The following is a 19,014-nucleotide window of genomic DNA, read 5'->3' on the forward strand; positions in this document are numbered from 1 at the left end:
GAGCTTGACGCTCGTTTCTTTATCGTTATTACACAGCCGTGAGCGGTAAGCATGAGGCTGCGGAGCCAGGCATACAGCCCTCTTGCAGCTTGTAGCTTGCAGCTAAGAGCTGGAGGCCTCCTCCCCCATGTCTCAAGAACGCCGCTTCAGCTTCGAGTTCTTTCCTACCAAGACCGACGCTGGACATGAAAAGCTGCTGACCGTTGCTCGTCAGCTCGCTACGTACAACCCCGATTTTTTCTCCTGCACCTATGGTGCCGGTGGCTCGACCCGCGACCGCACGCTCAATACCGTGCTACAGCTGGAAAACGAGATCAAAGTCCCTGCTGCGCCGCATTTGTCCTGCGTGGGCGACAGCAAGGACGACCTGCGCAACCTGTTGGCGCAGTACAAGGATGCGGGCATCAAACGCATCGTGGCACTGCGCGGCGACCTGCCTTCCGGCATGGGCATGGCCAGCGGTGAGCTGCGTCACGCCAATGACCTGGTGAGCTTCATTCGCCAGGAAAGCGGCAGCCACTTCCACATCGAAGTCGCCGCCTACCCGGAAATGCATCCGCAGGCGCGCAATTTCGAAGACGACCTCAAGCACTTCGTCAACAAGGCCAATGCCGGCGCCGACAGTGCGATCACTCAGTACTTCTTCAACGCCGACAGCTATTTCAACTTCGTCGAGCGTGTCGAGAAGATGGGCGTCAGCATTCCGATCGTGCCGGGCATCATGCCGATCACCAATTACAGCAAGCTGGCGCGCTTCTCGGACGCCTGCGGTGCAGAGATCCCGCGCTGGATCCGTAAACAGCTGGAAGCCTACGGCGATGACGTGCAAAGCATCCAGGCGTTCGGCGAAGAAGTCATCACGCAGATGTGCGAACGACTGCTGCAAGGCGGCGCCCCTGGCCTGCACTTCTACACGCTGAACCAGGCAGAACCGAGCCTGGCGGTGTGGAACAACCTGCAACTGCCGCGCTGAAAACGGCTGCGGCACCGCGATCCAACCGGCCGTTTCCGGGGGATCGCGGCCTCATACACCGTTGGGCAGCAGGAAAGCGGCGTATTGCGCTCGCTCTGTTATACTCCAGCCTTCCCGCCAGGCTTACGCCCGGACGCCCGGTCTTGAAATCGTCATCCGTTCACGCCAACAGCGCAATTTTCATCAAGCGCAGACGTCACGGAATGCACTGAAGACCCGGCAGGACCGGACGGGATCGCGTTGTCTTTACACGCCATTCGCGCCAGGCAAGACATCCCTTGAGCTAAAGCTCCAACAGAACAGGATTACTCATGTCCTTTGCTTCCCTCGGTCTCTCCGAGGCTTTAGTCCGCGCCATCGAGGCAGCGGGCTATACCCAGCCTACCCCCGTGCAACAGCGGGCCATTCCCGCCGTGTTGCAAGGTCGCGACCTGATGGTTGCGGCACAGACCGGTACTGGTAAAACCGGTGGTTTCGCCCTCCCTATTCTGGAGCGGCTGTTTCCCAATGGTGTTCCGGACAAATCCCAGCGTCACGGCCCGCGTCAACCACGCGTTCTGGTCCTGACCCCGACCCGCGAACTGGCCGCACAGGTGCACGAGAGCTTCAAGCTCTATGCCCGCGACCTGAAGTTCGTCAGCGCCTGCATCTTCGGCGGCGTCGGCATGAACCCGCAGGTTCAGGCCATGTCCCGTGGTGTGGACGTCCTGGTGGCCTGCCCTGGCCGCCTGCTCGACCTGGCCGGTCAAGGCAGTGTCGACCTCTCCCACGTCGAAATCCTGGTGCTCGATGAAGCAGACCGGATGCTCGACATGGGCTTCGTGCATGACGTCAAGAAGGTTCTCGCGCGGCTGCCGGCCAAGCGCCAGAACCTGCTGTTCTCGGCTACCTTCTCCAATGACATCACGTCGTTGGCCGGCAAGCTGCTGCACAACCCAGAGCGCATCGAAGTCACGCCGCCGAACACCACGGTCGAGCGCATCGAGCAACGGGTTTTCCGCCTGGCAGCCAACCACAAACGTTCGCTGCTGGCGCACCTGATTACCGTCGGTGCCTGGGAACAGGTGCTGGTCTTCACCCGCACCAAGCACGGCGCCAACCGTCTGGCCGAGTACCTGGACAAGCACGGCCTTGCGGCTGTCGCGATCCACGGCAACAAGAGCCAGAACGCCCGGACCAAGGCGCTGGCCGACTTCAAGGCAGGCGATGTACGCATCATGGTCGCGACCGATATCGCCGCACGCGGCCTGGATATCGATCAGTTGCCGCATGTCGTCAACTTCGAGCTGCCCAACGTCGACGAAGACTACGTTCACCGTATCGGTCGTACCGGCCGTGCCGGTCGCTCCGGCGAAGCCATTTCGCTGGTTGCGCCGGACGAAGAGAAGCTGCTCAAAAGCATCGAGCGCATGACCAAGCAGAAGATCGCCGACGGCGACCTGATGGGCTTCGACATCACTGCAGTCGAGGCTGAGAAGCCTGAAGTGCGTGAGCGTCCGGATGTTCGCAACTCGCGTGGCGCACGTCCTGCACGTGGCGATGGCGACAAGAACAACGGTGGTCGTCGCGACAAGGGCAAGGATAAAGGCAAGGAAAAACCTGCTGCTGCCTCCGCCACTGGCGAACGCCCTGCAAGGCAGCCACGCGAAAAAAAACCTCGTGAGGGCACGCCTCGCAGCGAACAGCGTGCATCGCAACCCGCCACACCGCGTCCGGCAGCCGATCGTGCCCCTGACGAGTTCCGTGATGATGAAGTAGACAACTTTGGCAACCGCGCGGACTACGTCAGTCCTTATCAGGGCAAAGGCCAGAACCGTGGTCGTCGCCCTGCTGCCGCGCCTGGCGCAGCCGCACCGGCCGCTGGCGGCGCTGCTCGCCCGGCCAATCCGGGTCGCCCTGCCGGTGGCGCTCGCAACGGCTCGGGCAGTGGCGCGCCAAAGCGCAACGGCTCGGGTTCATCGGCGCCCCGCTCGCGTGATGGTCAGCCACGTGGCCGTCGCCCGGCACGTGAAGAGCAACCCTTGCCACGTGAAGGTCAGGAGCCAGTCGCACGCGCCCCCCGCGACGGCCAGCCTCAGCCGAAGATCGTGCACAAGGAATCCAAGATCGACCGCTTCCCTTCTGCCGAGCAACTGGACCAGTTGCCAAGCCGTCCACGCGGTGAAAAACCGGCCCTGCTGACCCGCAATCGCGACAGCTGATAGCCACGCAACACTAAAAACGCCCCGACTTGCTCGGGGCGTTTTTGTTTGTTGTATCGATGATCGTCGTGCGAGATGATCGCTCCCGCACTCTGCGTATACGTAAATCTGTTTTTGATTCTGGCCGAAGGCCGTAGGAGCGACCGGGGCGGCGATCCGCATTGTTCGCGAAGGCTTCAGCTCAGACGATGCATTTTCGGTGAATATACAGGCCCTTTCGCGAACAAGCGAAGCGTCGCCCGGTCCGCTCCCACGCCCTGCGGGCAGAAACCTGAAAGCGCCGTCCTCCGAGCTTTTCAGGGCTTGTATATGAAGATAAGCGCTCCGCGTAGTAGCGCAGCCCTGGACGCTCCGCGTTCGATCCTGGGCAGCACCAACAAAAACGCCGACCCAAGGGTCGGCGTTCTGTCGATCAAGCGTGCAATTACTTCTTCTGTACGCCTTCGAAGCTGATGTCCAGATCCAGCGTCTGCGACGTCGGGCCTGGGCCTTTGATGCCGAAGTCGTTCAGGTTCAGCGTCGAAGTACCGTTGAAGCCGGCACGGTAGCCGCCCCATGGATCCTTGCCTTCGCCGTTGAAGGTTGCCTTGATGACGATTGGCTTGGTCACGCCGTGCAGGGTCAGGTCGCCAGTGACGTCAGCCGTTTTCTCGCCAGTCGATTTGACTGCGGTGGAAACGAATTTGGCCTCAGGGTATTTGGCAACGTCCAGGAAGTCTTTGCTGGAGATGTGTTTGTCGCGCTCAGCGTGGTTGGTGAACAGGCTGGCGGTTTTCAGATCGACATTGATTTTACTGGCTTCAGGCTTGGCAGCATCGAAGCTGAACGTGCCGTCCCAGTCCTTGAAGGTACCGTGGATGAAGCTGTAACCCAGGTGGCTGATCTTGAAGTCAACGAATGCGTGTTGACCTTCCTTGTCGATAACGTAGTCGGCAGCCATGGCCTGGCCAGCAGACAACAATGCGGTACCCAGAGCCAGAGCGGCGAGAGACTTCTTCAACATGCGTTTATTCCCGTTTTGGTTGAACAATCAATTACGACCCAGCATACGCTTGAGGGTCACATCGCGATCGATGAAGTGGTGTTTCAATGCAGCAAGACCATGGAGCCCCGCGAATATCACGATGACCCAGGCCAGATACAGGTGAATCCAGCCAGCCGTTTCTGCCTGATCAGGAAGGCCCGAAACCAGCGCGGGCACATCGAACAGGCCGAATATCGGAATCCCCACGCCATCGGCGGTGGAAATGAGATACCCGGCGAACATCACGGCAAACAGTGCGACGTACAAAAACAGATGGCCGAATGCGGCACCGATGCGCGTCAACTTACTGTAGCTGGTCAACGGCGGCGGTGGCGGACTGAGCAGACGCCAGACCACGCGGATCAACATGACCGCAAACAACGTGATGCCGATGCTCTTGTGCAGATCAGGACCCGCCTTGCGCCACGTGTCGTAGTAATCCAGCCCAACCATCCACAGCCCCAGCGCAAACATTCCAAACACGACAGCTGCCACACCCCAGTGCAGCACTATGCTGACCAGACCGTAGCGAGAGGATGAATTACGTAGCTGCATTACCAGTACCTTGTCAGAAGTGTTACCAGACTAGCTTTTTATCTATCGAATGAAAGCGCAAAATTTCGCTCGGACGCATCGAACAATACGATAGGTCTGGTGGGCAGTTCGTACCTCGATTCTGTTGCTTCCCTCAACACCTGAACCTCTGTTCAGCGGTGTCAGGCTGTCCGCGCTGCAGCAGCATCCCGATAATTTGCCGTCAGTAACACTTTGCAATGACCATCGGCCTTTCGATACCGATGAACGGCACGATCAGGCCCGACAAGGTCTACCCACAGGGATAGAACGAATCGAGCGCGCATAAAAAAAGGGATGCGGTATGAACCGCATCCCTTTCAGTCAGCCATCGGACGGTCAGTTATTGGCGTCTGCAGGCGCTGCTTCAGCAGGGGACTTGGCTGGCGCCGGTTTGCTCTGAGCCTTTTTCGCGGCCTCTTTTTTGGCCGCTTCCTTCTTCGCAGCCTCTTTTTTAGCCGCTTCTTTCCTAGCCGCTTCCTTGCTTTGCACTTTCTTCGCAGGCTCAGCCTTGGTCGCCGGCTTCTTCGCTGGCTCGGCTTTTACCGGAGGTTTGGCAGGCTGGACAACCGGCGCACCCACGGGGGGTGCCGGAGGGGCAGCCGGTGCAGGCGCTGGAGCAGGCTCTACAGCTTTCTCTACCGGAGCAGGTGCCGGGGCCGGTTCTTCACCGCCACCGAACATGCGCGAGAAGAAACCTGGCTTGCCAGCCTGCGGCTTGGCAGGTTCAGCCGGTTTGTCGGAGGAACCGCCGAACAGGTTACTGAAGAAATTGCCTTCGGACTTCTGCGAAGCAGGGGCCGGTGCTTTCGGCGGTGCAACCTTGACCGGCTCGAACGACTTGCCAGCGGCCAGATCCTGCACCTGACCGGCTGCACGCTGACCGCTGCGCAGGGCGCCTTCCAGAGTGCCGGGGTACAAGGTGTCGGTGTGCTCGCCAGCAAAAGCTACGCGCAGGATCGGCCGTTCCCACAAGCGCCAGTATTTGCTGATCTGGCCGGGACCGAACGCCAGGTAAGAACCGCCGGTGGAAGGATCGACGCTGTAACGGCGGATTTCATAGCCGGTGTAGGCGCCGCGTGCCTCAGGGTAGAACGCATGCAGACGGATCAGCACCTGATCGACCATCTGCTTGTCACCGAAGGCCTGCATGATGCGTGCGTTGTCGCCAGACAGGTTGATCACCACGTTGGCGCCACCTTTAAGCGCCGGCTCTACCCACAACATGCCCAGACCGGTGTTACTGAACACTTCACCGGACATGCGCGCCTTGCTGTCCCAGACCGGAGTCTTGAACTTGAGCATGATCTGGTCGCGCCAGCCATAGTTGGTGCTCTTGATCGCGCCCATGTGCTGCGCGTCCAGTGCAGGCGTCATCTGGATCTTGCCCAGCGAACGCAATGGCACGGCCATCACTACATAGTCTGCTGTGTAGCTGGTGGCGCCAGCCTTGACGGTGACCTTGTCCTTCTCCTGAATGACTGCCGTCACCGGCGAGTTGGTCTTGACGGTCTTGAGTTGCTTGACGAACGCCTGGGTCAGCACCGCACTGCCACCGGGCAGGCGCGCAGCACGCAAGTCACGCTCGTCGACCGAGCGATACACCCGCGATTGCTGGGCGAGGTACAGCAGCGACAGGCGCGAAGGCTCGTCGTAGCGGGTACGGATCTGCTGATTGATTAACTGACGCGCAGTGACAGGCAGGTTCAGGCGGTCCAGCCAGTTGGCAACGTTGATCTGGTCGAGCGCAAACAGCGTGCTGTTGGACGCCGGGTTTTCCGGGTCGTCAACTGAACGCGCGAGGTTATCCAGCGTATCGTTGTAGCGCTTGATGGCTTCGGCGGTCGCCGGCTGCTTGACGGCCAGGTCAGCTTGGGTGAAGTACACACCGTCGATCAGGTAACTGGGCGTGCGCACAAATTCAGGCGCAGGCACGGTAGACAGCTTGAAGCTGTCCAGATAGCGGTTCAGCACAGGCTGAGCCTTGGTGTTGCCGATCCACTCGCTGGTCGCCAGACCGGAGCGTCCGCCAAGGCTCGGCTTGGCTTCCAGCACCGTCACCTGCCAGCCTTTGGCCTGCAGTTCATAGGCGGCAGTCAAACCTGCCAGACCACCACCGACGACAATGGCGGTTCGTTGTTTTTCATCGGCGAGCGTCGAAACGCTGACCAACCCTGCCACTATCAGCGCACACGCGCGCAGCCAACCAGAAAGCATTCGGCGAACTCCAGAAAACATAGGGAAGATAGGGCAAGTCAGCCCGACACATCGACTCGCTGCGCAGGATACGCGAGCCATCAAATAGCCGCCAGCAATGTCCATCGACCGTTAAAACTGCATCAAAGGTTGTTCCGCAGCCGGGCATTGCATAGGCTTGCGCGATTGTTCGTCCTCGCATCAGGCGAGTCGCTACCCGGAGATTGAAAATGGGCCTCAATGACCAGTGGATGCAACGTGACCTGAAGGTCCTGTGGCACCCCTGCACCCAGATGAAAGACCACGAAAATCTGCCGTTGATACCGATCAAGCGCGGTGAAGGCGTATGGCTTGAAGACTTCGAGGGCAAGCGTTATCTGGACGCTGTCAGCTCCTGGTGGGTCAACGTTTTCGGACACGCCAACCCGCGCATCAATCAGCGCATCAAGGATCAGGTCGACCAGCTGGAGCACGTGATCCTCGCCGGTTTCAGCCATCAGCCGGTGATCGAGCTGTCCGAGCGGCTGGTCAAACTCACGCCCGAGGGCCTGACCCGCTGCTTCTACGCCGATAACGGCTCGTCTTGCATCGAAGTCGCGCTGAAAATGAGCTTTCATTACTGGCTCAATCGCGGCCAGCCGGACAAGAAACGCTTCGTCACCCTCACCAACAGCTACCACGGCGAGACCATGGCGGCGATGTCGGTCGGTGACGTGCCGCTGTTCACCGAAACCTACAAGGCGCTGCTGCTCGACACCATCAAGGTGCCGAGCCCCGATTGCTACCACCGCCCGGACGGCATGAGCTGGGAAGAGCATTCGCGCAACATGTTCGCCGCCATGGAGCAGACCCTCGCCGAACACCACGCCAGCGTTGCGGCAGTGATCGTCGAACCGCTGATCCAGGGTGCAGGCGGCATGCGCATGTATCACCCGATCTACCTCAAGCTTCTGCGCGACGCCTGCGACCGCTATGGCGTGCACTTGATCCACGATGAAATCGCTGTCGGTTTCGGCCGTACCGGGACCATGTTCGCCTGCGAACAGGCCGGCATTCGTCCGGACTTCCTTTGCCTGTCCAAAGCGTTGACCGGTGGCTACCTGCCGCTGGCCGCCTGCCTGACCACCGATGATGTATACGACGCGTTCTACGACGACTACCCGACCCTGCGTGCGTTCCTGCACTCGCACAGTTACACCGGCAACCCGCTGGCCTGTGCGGCGGCGCTGGCGACCCTGGATATCTTCGAGCAGGACAACGTCATCGAAAACAACAAGGCTTTGGCGCAACGCATGGCGACGGCCACTGCGCATCTGGTCGATCATCCCCATGTCGCGGAGGTGCGTCAGACCGGCATGGCCATCGCCATTGAAATGGTTCAGGACAAGGCCACCAAGACCGCCTACCCGTGGCAGGAACGCCGCGGCATGAAAGTCTTCCAGCACGCACTGGAGCGTGGCGCACTGCTGCGGCCGCTGGGCAGTGTGGTGTATTTCCTGCCGCCGTATGTGATTACGCCGGAGCAGATCGACTTCCTCGCCGAGGTAGCCAGCGAAGGTATTGATATCGCGACACGCAGCAGTGTCAGTGTTGCCGTGCGCGAGAACTTTCATCCGGATTTCAGGGATCCGGGTTAAGGCTGGAAATTGCGGCGTCATGACTGACGCCTTCGCGGACAACTCCGCTCCTACAGGGGCCTGGCTGCACATGCGGGAGCGAGCCGGGTGACGGCGTCATCCCAAAACGAATACTGGAACCGAGACACACCATGAGACTGTCGCGCTTTTTTACTGAAACGCCGCTGAGTCTGGGCGAGCATGAACTGCCTGAGGCCCAGGCGCATTACATCAGCCGCGTGCTGCGCATGACCGAAGGTGACGCGCTGCAACTGTTCGACGGTTCGGGTCAGGAGTTTCGCGGCACCTTGCTGGAAGTCGGCAAGAAGCGCGTGCATGTGCAGCTCACTGAAAGCTTCGCGGGCCAGGTAGAGTCAGGCCTGCGTATTCATCTCGGTCAAGGCCTGTCGCGCGGCGAGCGGATGGACTGGGCCATTCAAAAGGCCACCGAACTGGGCGTCAGCGAAATCACGCCGATTGTCAGCGAACGCTGCGAGGTGCGCCTGAAAGACGAACGTGCCGAGAAGCGTCAGGCGCACTGGCAGCAGATCGCGATCAGCGCCTGTGAGCAATGTGGTCGCTCCGTGGTGCCGGTGATTCATGCGCCGATGCCGCTGGCCGAGTGGATCAAGCACACCGAGGCCGACCTGAAACTGGTCCTGCACCCGGTGGCCGCCCCCCTGACCAGCCACGACAAGCCCGCCAGCCTGGCCTTTCTGATTGGTCCGGAAGGCGGTCTGAACGATGCGGAAGTCGCTCAGGCGCAAGACGCCGGCTTCCACGCCGCGCGCCTCGGCCCGCGCGTGCTGCGCACTGAAACCGCTCCCGTGGTCGCGCTCAGCGTGGCGCAGCAGTTGTGGGGCGATTTCTGATCGCTGATGATGGTCCCCACGCTCATGCGCTCATCGTTATACACAAGTCCTGATGGGCTTCGGCCAGAATCAGAAGCAGACTTACGTATAACGCAGAACGCTGGAGCGTGGTAACGGGTGTCAGGTCCCGACCGCCCCTCCTCACAGCACATAAAAACAAATCGCCACGAAGTGCATCAAACTGCCGCCGATGACGAACAGGTGCCAGATGCCGTGAAAGTGGCGGATCTGGTCGTAGGCGAAGAACAGGATGCCGACGGTGTACAGCACGCCGCCTCCGGCCAGCCAGATGAAACCCGATACACCGAGCGCAGCCAGCAGCGGCTTGACGGCCACCAGCACGATCCATCCCATCACCGCGTAGATCACTATGGACATGATGCGCGCTTCGGAGCGCGGTTTTATCTCTTGCAGGATGCCGATCAGCGCCAGCCCCCAGACAATTCCGAACAGGGTCCAGCCCCACGCGCCGCGTAATGTCACCAGACAGAACGGGGTGTAGCTGCCGGCAATCATCAGGTAGATCGAAAAATGATCGACCTTCTGCATGATCGATTTCGAGCGTCCCTTGACGCTGTGGTAGACCGTCGAGACGCTGTACAGCGTCACCAGACACACTCCATAAATGGCCATGCTGACCACTTTCCAGACATCACCATGCAGACACGCCATGACCAATAACCAGATCGCACCGACGGCCGCCAGTACGGCGCCAACCAGGTGCGACCAGGCGTTGAATTTTTCTCCGTAGTACATCCGCTCAATACCCCTCTCAATGGCGAAAACACTGGAAACAGAGACTCCGGGTTATTGAAACAAACCGCAACACCCGTGTCAGTGACGGATATTTTAAGCAGCTATCGACGCATGAGTTGTGCACAATCAGCGCACCTCAACCATAAGCGCCACGACATGCAGATCGATGACGAACTGACGCTCAAGAAACTGGAAATATTCCTGGCCTTCATGCGCACCGGCAATCTGGCGCGGGCGGCGGAGGAGTTGCAGACCAGTAACGTCAGCGTACACCGCGCCATTCACTCGCTGGAAAGCGCGCTGCGTTGCCCGTTGTTCAAACATGAGGGACGCAACCTGACGCCGCTCGAAAGCGCGTATGTGCTGGAAGAACGTGCACAGAAACTGGTCCAGGATGTGCTCGCCACGGTAGAGCTGACCCGTCAGGCGGCAGGCTTCTCAGCGGCGCGGTTTCGCCTGGGGGCGTTGTATTCGCTGACGGTCAAGACGGTGCCGCAGTTGATCATGGGCCTGAAGATCCGCCGCAGCGAGCTGAATATCGACCTGATTCTGGGCTCGAACATGGACCTGCTCTACAAGCTCAAGAACATGGAAGTCGATGCGATGCTGGTGTCGCTGGATGAAAGCACCCATGACCCGGACTGCGAGCACCTGGCGCTGTTTTCCGATGACATCTTTCTCGCCGTCCCCACCGACTCACCGTTCGCCGAACACCCTGAAGTGGACCTGGGCGACCTGCGCGAAGCGACCTTCATCACCCTGACCCAAGGCTTCGCCACGCACCGCGACGGGATCCGGGTGTTCCAGCAGGCCGGTTTCGAGCCCAAGGTGGCGATGCAGGTCAATGACATCTTCACCCTGCTGAGCATGGTCAGCTCCGGCGTCGGCTACGCACTGCTGCCGGGGAGAATCGCCGCGGTCTATGAGAACCGCGTGCGCCTGATCCCGTTGCAGAGCCGCTACCGGATGCAGCAACACATCGGCATTGTTTTTCTCAAGTCCAAACAGCGCGATCCCAACCTGCTCGCGCTGTTGGCCGAGTGCCGGATGTACACCAACCGGCTGCTGGAACAGACGACCTGACCTTGGCTCTGTACGAAAAGTCGGCGAGCGAAGGTCAGGCGAGGCAAAAACAGGCGAGGAACGGCCGGGGTCGCGTTCGACTCTACGTGTTGTAAATGAGCATTCCGATTGGACTCGCATCCGAGCCTGTTTTTAACGAAACATCACCGAGCGCAGCCACTTTTAGTACAGAGCCTAGCCGACGATGGCGCGCACGATGAAGTACAGCACCGATGGCCCGAGCAGGCAGCCCAGACCGGTGTGGAACGTAGCGGTCAGCGCGCCATAGGGCACCAGACGCCGGTCGGTTGCCGCCAGCCCTGCGGTAACGCCACTGACAGTACCCGCCAGACCACCGAAAACCATCGCCGAGCGCGGATTGTCCAGCCCCATCCAGCGCGCCGCCATGGGCGTGCCGACCATCACCAGAATTGCCTTGATCAGGCCGGTGGCAATCGATAGCGCCATCACATCGGAGGTGGCACCCAGCGCAGCACCGGTCACCGGGCCGACAATGTAGGTTACTGCCCCGGCACCGATGGTGGTCATGCTGATCGCGTCCCGATAACCGAATACCCAGGCAATGCTCGCGCCGACGATAAACGGCAGAATCGTGCCCAACAGCAAGGCAATCACACCGATCAGTCCGGCCTTGCGCGCTTCGGTGGCCTGCACTTCGAAAGCAGTGGCAACGATGGCAAAGTCACGCAGCATCGCCCCGCCCATCAGGCCTATGCCCGAGAACAGCGTGATATCCGCCAGCCCTTTCTGGCCGCCGGTCAAGGTGCCGCCGACCCAGGCCAGAATCAGCCCGATGACAATCGCAATGGCCGAACCATGCACCCGGCCAAACGTCAGGCGTCTGGAAAGCACCACCGAGACCCACATGATGATGCCGACGAAAGCGAAAGCGGTGATCAGGCCGTTGTGTTCAAGTCCCTTCTCGATGAGGTCCCACATATCAGCGACCTCCGGCCGGGGCGATTTCAGGCGTCAGCAGCGGCTCTTCCTTGGGTAACGGCTCACCGCGATTGGTGCGGCTGATCACTGCGATGGTGCAGGCACACAGCACCACCGAACCCACAGCGGCCAGTACCGCCACCGGCCCGCCCTTGAGCGCGGTGACAACGTTTTGTTGTGCGGCCATCGCCACGACGACCGGAATGTATAGCGCGCCCCAGAAACCCACGCCCATTTCGCAGTCCTTGCTCATGCCGCCGTGTTTTTCCATCCACAGGCGTGCGCAGATCAACAGGATCATGGCGATCCCGACCCCTCCCACGTTGGATTTCACGCCCAGTAGAACGCCGAGCATGTCGCCGAGAATCACGCCCGCAAGCGTGCAGATGGCCAGTAGTGCAACACCGTAGATAATCATTGTTGTTATTCCTCTGTTTGCATTGCTGAAGTTGTTGTTTTTGTCCTTCGTAGCAGCTGCACGGCGGCTTTATGGGGTGCGGCGACCCTCCTCGCGCGACAGCGCGACCAGGCTGTCCAGACGCGCAGCCTGAAAAGCCAGCGCCGTGCCTTGCTGGAATACCTTGCGCGCCAGCCCGGTCAGCACACTGCCGGGCGGCAATTCGATGTGCAGGCGCACGCCCCGCTCCCAGGCGGTTTCCACGGTGCTGCGCCAGTCGATGACCCGGCACATGTTGAACGCCAGGTCGTCACGCAGCTTCTCGGCATTCAACACAGGTCGCGCCGTGCTGCCGCTCAGGTAACGTATCGCGGGTGCCCGCAGCGCAACGCTCGAAAACGCCTCGGCCAGTTGCTGCGCGGGAGCGTCCAGCAAGGCGCAATGCGACGGCACGCTGACCGCAAGACGCTTGACCGCTGCCGCGCCGGCGGCCTTGGCCAACTGACCGACCTGATGCATCGCCTCGGCACTGCCGGAGATCACCATCTGGTTGTCGGCGTTGATGTTGGCGAGAAATACCGGCGTCTTCGCGCTGTGTACCTGCGCGATCAGCGCTTCTACCTGCGTCTGCTCCAGACCGATGAGCGCGGTCATGCCGTAACCCTGCGGCCAGGCGCTTTGCATCAGCTCGCCACGCAGCGCGACCAGGCGCACGGCGTCTTCAAAGGCCAGCGCGCCTGAAATCACCGCTGCCGGATAAGCGCCGATGGACAGCCCTGCCAGGTAGTCCGGCACACAATCACGCGCCTGCAGCACGCGCGCGCATGCGACGCCAGCGATCAGCAGGCAAAGCTGAACGGCACGGGTGGCTTGCAGTGCCTCGGCGGTGTCCAGCGCAAGCACGTCTTCGCCCAGCGCATCTGCGGCTTCCTGCAGGCAGTCGCGCACCGCAGCATCGTCCGGTAACTGATGCAGCATGCAGGCCTGTTGCGCGCCCTGGCCGGGAAATACCCACAGGCTGCTCATGCGCACACCTGACCCAAGTGCCATGGGTCTGCAACCAGCCGCGCGCCGGTGGCGGTCTTGAGCAGCACGCGCCCCGTTGGCCGTGCCCACTCACGCAGCGCCACGGCACCCTGCTCGAGTTGCAGCTGGACGTCGACCCGACAGACCGAGGTTTCCAGCGCCTCGACCAGCTCGGCGGCACAGCGGCGATTCAGGCGCCCAGGGGTGCGCAGAATCAGATCCAGATCGCTGTCCTGATGCAACGCTGCAATACCGCTGGCCAGCTCGAATCCGGCACTGCCGCCGACGCCCCAGTCCAGCTCCAGCGCCTCCATGACTGGACGGATCTGGCGCAAAGCATGCAACGCCGGCCAATGCTGATGGCGCTCGGTCGGGGCGTCGATCAACTGCTCGGGCATGACCCTTCGGCAGACATCGGCCAACGGCATGCTCGCGGCATAGCGCTGCTCCCGACCACGACCGCGCAAGCCCACGGCCACCTGACCGACGGGCATTGCCTGACGCCGGACCACCACCGGGTGCCCTGCAAGCACGGCGTCGACCGCCCATTTGGGCGCATCATCCGGCAACGCAGTCAGCGGCATGCCCCACAACAAATCATGGGGCTGCACTGCGCCAGTGTTGCTGATCACCATTGCGCGCGCAGCAACTGGCGCACATTGGTCGACGCCGCACGGTTGCTCGCGCCCAGGCGGCTGCTCAGATCGACGCCACGGGCCTGCACGTCCTTGATCGCCCTGCTCAGCACATCGAGCACCTGGGTGAGATCATCCGCAGCGGGCTGTTCGATCTGGCTGACCGCCAGGGTTTCCCAGAGCAGACCGAGACTGGCGTAGCTGTCGATGTCGTAAGCCATCGGCGGGATGCTGGCGGCGAGCTTTTCCAGATCCTCGACGCTGCGCAGGGTTACGCGGGCTGCCGAGGCCTTGCCCATCGCATGCACCATCACGCCGGGATCACGCAGCGCGATCAATCGATTGGCCTGATAGCCGTGGGCCAGGAATGCGCCGGACATCGCTTTGCCGACCAGCAGGCCGATCACCGGGTGCCCGGCCAGACGTGCTCGTGCGTAACTGTCCACGGCCCCGGCCAATGCCTGATGGATACCGAGCGCTTCCTCGCGACGCCCGTAGGCCTGGCTCGGGACGTCGACGATGGCAATCAGCGCGCGCTTTGCGGCGCGGTCACGATCCTGCTCGATGGCCTCGTCCACCGCCTTGGCCAGGCCCCAGCCTTCCAGCAGACCGACTTCGCCCTGACGCGCCCGGGGAAAGCGGTTGTCGGTATCGGCAATCACTGCAACGAAACGCACCGCCTGCTCGCCGAGAAAACCATCGGCCACCTTGAGTGAGGCAGGCAGGCCAGCGACTTCACGGGCGCCAGCGCTCAAGGCGTTGAACCAGTTCAAACCCCGCTGTGAAAGACTCATGACCGGGCTCCTTGGTAGAGGGTGCGCACGCTTTGCGGATCGATTTGCGGCTCAGTGTCGAGGCTGGCCAGGCGTTGCAGGAACAGTGGGTACTGACTGCTGCGATGCGTGTCGGGCATACCCTGCTTTAGCCAGCCGCTGACCTGCTGGCGGACATCGGCGACATCATCGGCAGCAAAACCATCCACCAGAGCGCTGGCAAAGCGTTGCTCGCCACCGGTCAGGCTCCAGATGAACGGGCGGTCGCGGGAGTCGTACTCTTCGATGCCGGCTTCCTGCTCGATCACCTGCGGACCGTTCAGGCCCAGACGCGCTTCCTGAGTCACCAGCAGGTAGCTGCACAGCCCTGCGGCGATGGACATCCCGCCAAAGCAGCCGACGCTGCCGGCCACCACGCCAATCACTGGCTGGTACTGACGCAGGTCGACTATCGCGGCATGAATCTCGGCAATCGCCGCCAGGCCCAGATTGGCTTCCTGCAGACGCACACCACCGGTTTCCAATAGCACGATCGCGGCGGTAGGAATGCCGTTGCGGTTGTCTTCGGCGGCCAGTTCCAACGCGCCGGCCATCTTTGCGCCGCCGACTTCGCCCATGCTGCCGCCCTGAAACGAGCCTTCGATGGCAGCGATGACCACTGGCCGACCATCGACAGAGCCTTTGGCGACCACCACGCCATCATCCGCCTGGGGCACCACGCCCTGCATGGCCAGCCACGGCGACATGACCCGATCGAACGGACCGAGCAATTCGCGGAAGCTGCCAGCATCCAGCAAGGCGCGGGCGCGCGCTCGGGCACCCAGTTCGATGAAACTGTGCTGATTCAGCAAACGTGCGTTATCAGTCATGACCGATCTCCTCGAAGCCTTGCTCCAGGCGCAAACGCACGACGCCGGGCGTCGCGCCGAAGTCATGAATATCGATGCTCAGCGCAGGCGGGGTCTGACCGTCGAACATGCGCTCGAACAGGTGCTGCCAGCGCAGCGCGGCACCGTTGACCGACGTCACCACCTGAATCGACAAGGTGCCCGGTTTGCCGGGTTCCAGCAGCACCTCCAGATCACCGGAGCCCACCACACCCACCAGCGCACGGCCCTTGGGCGGCTCTCCGGCAGGAAATTCAAAAGACAGGGTTTCCATTTCAGGCACTCCTCGAAACAGGGCCGAGCGCAGGCTCAAGGCCATCGATGAACAGGCAGGCAGCCAACAGATCCGCCGCGCCGCCGGGCGAAGCATTGAGGGCCAGCAGGTGCTGATCCAGCGCGTTCAGTGCGCGGCGGCCCGCCAGACTGGCGCTGCCTCCGGCGTCCAGCACGCGCTGTGCTCCGTGCTGCATGGCGTTCCGCCCTTCGATGCCGGCGCGATGCAGCACGCAGGTGTCGTCCAGCGTAGTCATGATTGCCAGCAGCGCGTCCAGCCGGGCGTTCTGCTCGCCGCTACCTGCCGCACGGCTGCGTTGCAGTTGCGGCAAGGCGAACAGCCTGACCGCCGGGAAACCTTGCTGTGCCTGCTCTCTGGCGCCCATGACACCGTAACGACGAACCACCTGATCACCGTGGCTGTTCTGCGTGAGCACCTGGCGGTCCTTGATCTGGGCCAACGCAGCAGCGCGCGCACAGATGGCATCGGGCGCGCATTCCTGAGGATCCAGCGCGGCAGCGGTTACCAGCAGGCCCAGCGCCCAGATCGCGCCGCGATGCGTATTCACCCCGCTGGTGGTGCGCAGCATCGTCGCTTCGCCTTCACGGCCAAGCCTGCCCAATGCCTCACGCAATGGCTGACCCACGACACCGAACTGCGTGGCGGCGTCGGCCATCCACTTGAAAGTCGGCCACAACGACAGCGCCGAAGAATGCATCAACCCTAGGTGCAGGTCGCTGTGCGCGCCGCTGCCACGTCGGTCCACCAGAGCCGGTTTGGGCGACAGATCGGCTTCGTCGATCAAAGCATCGACTGCCAGATCGGCCAGTCGCTCGGCCAGCGAGGCCGATTGCGGTGTCCATTGAAGTGCGCTCATTACCAGCTCCTGAATTTGGCAGGCGGGTTGTAGAGGCCACCGGACCACTGAACCAGGTCGGCAATGCTCTTGGCGGCCAGCAGTTCACGGCTGGCATCGGTGCGCCGGATACCGAGGTCTTCAGGCAGCGCGATCAGCCCTTCACGGCGCATGCGCGCGGTGTCCTTGGGGTTATGGCGCAAACCGATCACGGTCACGCCCGCCACTGCCGCAATCATCGCCTGGCGTTCCTCAAGGCTGCGCGCCTTGTAGAGGTAGGCGATGCCTTCTTCCGTCAGCAGGTGGGTCACGTCGTCGCCGTAGATCATGATCGGTGCCAGCGGCATGCCGCTTTTCTTCGCCACCTCGACGGCGTCCAGGGTTTCGACGAAGGTCGGTTTGCCACCCTCCTGGAACGTCTCGACCATCTGCACCACCAGTTTCTTGCCGCGCTCCAGGTAGGCAGCCGGGCCGTCATCGTGCTGCTGACGCATGTCGAGCCAGGCGGGCGTGGCATGACGCCGGCCGCGTGGGTCATGGCCCATGTTCGGCGCGCCACCAAAACCGGCCAGACGACCACGGGTGACCGTCGAGGAATGCCCGTCGCCATCGACCTGCAGGGTTGCGCCGATGAACAGGTCCACCGCGTACTGCCCGGCCAGCTGGCAGAGCTGGCGGTTGGAGCGCAGCGAGCCGTCGCGTCCGGTGAAGAACACATCCGGGCGGGCGGCGATGTAGTTCTCCATGCCCAGCTCGGTGCCGAAACAATGCACGCTCTCGACCCAGCCGCTTTCGATGGCCGGAATCAGCGTCGGGTGCGGATTGAGTGTCCAATTGCGACAGATCTTGCCCTTCAGGCCCAACGACTCGCCGTAGGTCGGCAGAATCAGCTCAATGGCGGCGGTATTGAAACCAATGCCGTGGTTCAACGACTGAACGTTGTGTTTCTCGTAAATGCCACGAATTGCCATCATCGCCATCAGCACATGCACCGGCTTGATGTGGCGCGGATCGCGAGTGAACAGCGGCTCGATATAGAACGGCTTATCGGCGACCACCACAAAGTCGACCCACGAGGCCGGGATGTCTACACGTGGCAGCTCGCTGACGTCATCGACCAGCTGATTGACCTGGACGATGACGATGCCGTCGCTGAATGCCGCCGGTTCGATAAGTGCGGGGGTGTCTTCGGTGCTGGGCCCGGTGTAGATGTTGCCGGCACGGTCGGCCATGAAGCCTGCCGCCAGCACCACGTTGGGGATGAGGTCCACCACCAGCCGTGAATAGAGTTCGATGTAGGTGTGGATCGCACCGATTTCCAGCAGGCCGTCTTCCAGCAGCTGACTGATGCGCAGGCTTTGCGTACCGGCGAACGAGAAGTCCAGCTTGCGCGCAATGCCCTGCTCGAACAGGTCCAGGTGCTCGGCACGGCCGACGCTCGGCATGATCATGTGCAGGTCATGCACCTTGCCCGGATCGACTTTGGCCAGCGCGCGGGAGAGGAAGTCAGCCTGCTTCTGGTTGTTGCCTTCAAGTACCACACGGTCGCCGGAAACCAGCAGGGCCTCCAGCGCCGCGACGATGTTGTCGGTCGGCAACACCACACCATCGGCCAACGCCCGCACTTGCTCCAGACGCCGCTGCTTCTCGCTGCGACGACGTGTCCAGCGCGCGTCGGGGGAAGTTGTTGTTGTCATGATCGCTCCACGATTTTGCTGTCGTCGACCACCATAGGAGCGATAGCGGTCGGGCATCAATCAAGCAGCACGTCGAATCATTACGGCTGGAGTAACGATAATGGAACGGACATTCCGCCGAGCGCGTCGTTGCGCGTGCAACATGCTCGAAACGCCCGGCTGGTAATTGCGTAGGACCGGTCCTTAAAGGACCTGGGGTGCTATCGGAATCTGTGTTTACGCCTAGCCTTGAGGTT

General features: G+C 61.6%; 18 protein-coding genes. 5 read left to right on the forward strand and 13 right to left on the reverse strand.

Going from position 1 to position 19,014, the window contains the following annotated elements:
• Nucleotides 1–127: 127 nt before the first annotated feature.
• Both metF and JOE34_RS04005 read left to right on the forward strand, forming a co-directional pair.
• The gene (metF, locus tag JOE34_RS04000; RefSeq protein WP_003346344.1) at nt 128–973 is read left to right on the forward strand and encodes a methylenetetrahydrofolate reductase [NAD(P)H]; all 846 of its coding nucleotides are present in this window, start codon (nt 128–130) and stop codon (nt 971–973) included.
• A 311-nt stretch (nt 974–1,284) separates the two neighbouring features.
• Entirely contained in the window at nt 1,285–3,174 is a 1,890-nt protein-coding gene (locus JOE34_RS04005; protein ID WP_003316710.1) for a DEAD/DEAH box helicase, read from the forward strand.
• A gap of 424 nt (nt 3,175–3,598) precedes the next feature.
• Here JOE34_RS04005 and JOE34_RS04010 read toward each other — a convergent pair whose 3' ends face one another.
• The 3 genes from JOE34_RS04010 to JOE34_RS04020 form a co-directional block, all read right to left on the reverse strand.
• Nucleotides 3,599–4,177: a YceI family protein gene (locus tag JOE34_RS04010; RefSeq protein WP_003346342.1), complete on the reverse strand. Its 579-nt coding sequence runs from the start codon at nt 4,175–4,177 to the stop codon at nt 3,599–3,601.
• A gap of 27 nt (nt 4,178–4,204) precedes the next feature.
• Nucleotides 4,205–4,753, reverse strand: coding sequence for a cytochrome b (locus JOE34_RS04015; RefSeq protein ID WP_003316708.1), 549 nt, complete (start codon nt 4,751–4,753; stop codon nt 4,205–4,207).
• 357 nt (nt 4,754–5,110) lie between these two features.
• Nucleotides 5,111–6,988: a flavin monoamine oxidase family protein gene (locus JOE34_RS04020; protein WP_209995123.1), complete on the reverse strand. Its 1,878-nt coding sequence runs from the start codon at nt 6,986–6,988 to the stop codon at nt 5,111–5,113.
• A 209-nt stretch (nt 6,989–7,197) separates the two neighbouring features.
• Between JOE34_RS04020 and JOE34_RS04025 the strand changes: the two genes are divergently transcribed.
• Nucleotides 7,198–8,604, forward strand: a complete 1,407-nt coding sequence (locus JOE34_RS04025; protein WP_024649798.1) for an adenosylmethionine--8-amino-7-oxononanoate transaminase — start codon at nt 7,198–7,200, stop codon at nt 8,602–8,604.
• Nucleotides 8,605–8,735: 131 nt separating this feature from the next.
• The gene (locus tag JOE34_RS04030) at nt 8,736–9,455 is read left to right on the forward strand and encodes a 16S rRNA (uracil(1498)-N(3))-methyltransferase (protein WP_096133752.1); all 720 of its coding nucleotides are present in this window, start codon (nt 8,736–8,738) and stop codon (nt 9,453–9,455) included.
• 141 nt (nt 9,456–9,596) lie between these two features.
• On the opposite strand, the gene JOE34_RS04035 is transcribed toward JOE34_RS04030, so the two are convergent.
• Nucleotides 9,597–10,211 carry a hemolysin III family protein gene (locus tag JOE34_RS04035; RefSeq protein WP_003414317.1) on the reverse strand — a complete coding sequence of 205 codons (615 nt, stop codon included), beginning with the start codon at nt 10,209–10,211 and terminating at the stop codon, nt 9,597–9,599.
• 156 nt (nt 10,212–10,367) lie between these two features.
• On the opposite strand from JOE34_RS04035, the gene JOE34_RS04040 reads away from it, so the two are divergent.
• Entirely contained in the window at nt 10,368–11,294 is a 927-nt protein-coding gene (locus JOE34_RS04040; RefSeq protein ID WP_024649800.1) for a LysR substrate-binding domain-containing protein, read from the forward strand.
• A gap of 174 nt (nt 11,295–11,468) precedes the next feature.
• Here JOE34_RS04040 and madM read toward each other — a convergent pair whose 3' ends face one another.
• From madM to mdcA, 9 genes are all read right to left on the reverse strand, one after another.
• A complete protein-coding gene (madM, locus tag JOE34_RS04045) occupies nt 11,469–12,233 on the reverse strand; it encodes a malonate transporter subunit MadM (RefSeq protein ID WP_003316700.1) in 765 nt (254 codons plus the stop codon).
• 1 nt (nt 12,234) lies between these two features.
• Nucleotides 12,235–12,651: a malonate transporter subunit MadL gene (gene madL / locus JOE34_RS04050; protein ID WP_003366092.1), complete on the reverse strand. Its 417-nt coding sequence runs from the start codon at nt 12,649–12,651 to the stop codon at nt 12,235–12,237.
• Between the two features lie 69 nt (nt 12,652–12,720).
• Complete coding sequence (gene mdcH / locus JOE34_RS04055; protein WP_010420132.1) at nt 12,721–13,656, reverse strand: malonate decarboxylase subunit epsilon; 936 nt, start codon at nt 13,654–13,656, stop codon at nt 12,721–12,723.
• Nucleotides 13,653–14,291: a malonate decarboxylase holo-ACP synthase gene (locus tag JOE34_RS04060; protein WP_010420137.1), complete on the reverse strand. Its 639-nt coding sequence runs from the start codon at nt 14,289–14,291 to the stop codon at nt 13,653–13,655. Before JOE34_RS04060 ends, mdcH begins: the two co-directional genes overlap by 4 nt.
• Nucleotides 14,285–15,085, reverse strand: a complete 801-nt coding sequence (gene mdcE / locus JOE34_RS04065) for a biotin-independent malonate decarboxylase subunit gamma (protein ID WP_044312601.1) — start codon at nt 15,083–15,085, stop codon at nt 14,285–14,287. The genes JOE34_RS04060 and mdcE overlap by 7 nt, the downstream gene beginning before the upstream one ends.
• Nucleotides 15,082–15,933 carry a biotin-independent malonate decarboxylase subunit beta gene (locus tag JOE34_RS04070; RefSeq protein WP_003316695.1) on the reverse strand — a complete coding sequence of 284 codons (852 nt, stop codon included), beginning with the start codon at nt 15,931–15,933 and terminating at the stop codon, nt 15,082–15,084. Before JOE34_RS04070 ends, mdcE begins: the two co-directional genes overlap by 4 nt.
• The gene (locus tag JOE34_RS04075; protein ID WP_010420143.1) at nt 15,926–16,225 is read right to left on the reverse strand and encodes a malonate decarboxylase subunit delta; all 300 of its coding nucleotides are present in this window, start codon (nt 16,223–16,225) and stop codon (nt 15,926–15,928) included. The genes JOE34_RS04070 and JOE34_RS04075 overlap by 8 nt, the downstream gene beginning before the upstream one ends.
• A 1-nt stretch (nt 16,226) precedes the next feature.
• Nucleotides 16,227–17,102: a triphosphoribosyl-dephospho-CoA synthase gene (locus tag JOE34_RS04080; RefSeq protein ID WP_010420145.1), complete on the reverse strand. Its 876-nt coding sequence runs from the start codon at nt 17,100–17,102 to the stop codon at nt 16,227–16,229.
• The gene (mdcA, locus tag JOE34_RS04085) at nt 17,102–18,778 is read right to left on the reverse strand and encodes a malonate decarboxylase subunit alpha (protein WP_003402963.1); all 1,677 of its coding nucleotides are present in this window, start codon (nt 18,776–18,778) and stop codon (nt 17,102–17,104) included. The genes JOE34_RS04080 and mdcA overlap by 1 nt, the downstream gene beginning before the upstream one ends.
• Nucleotides 18,779–19,014 lie beyond the last annotated feature (236 nt).

The organism is Pseudomonas sp. PvP028, from assembly GCF_017832255.1.
Lineage (GTDB): Bacteria > Pseudomonadota > Gammaproteobacteria > Pseudomonadales > Pseudomonadaceae > Aquipseudomonas > Aquipseudomonas syringae.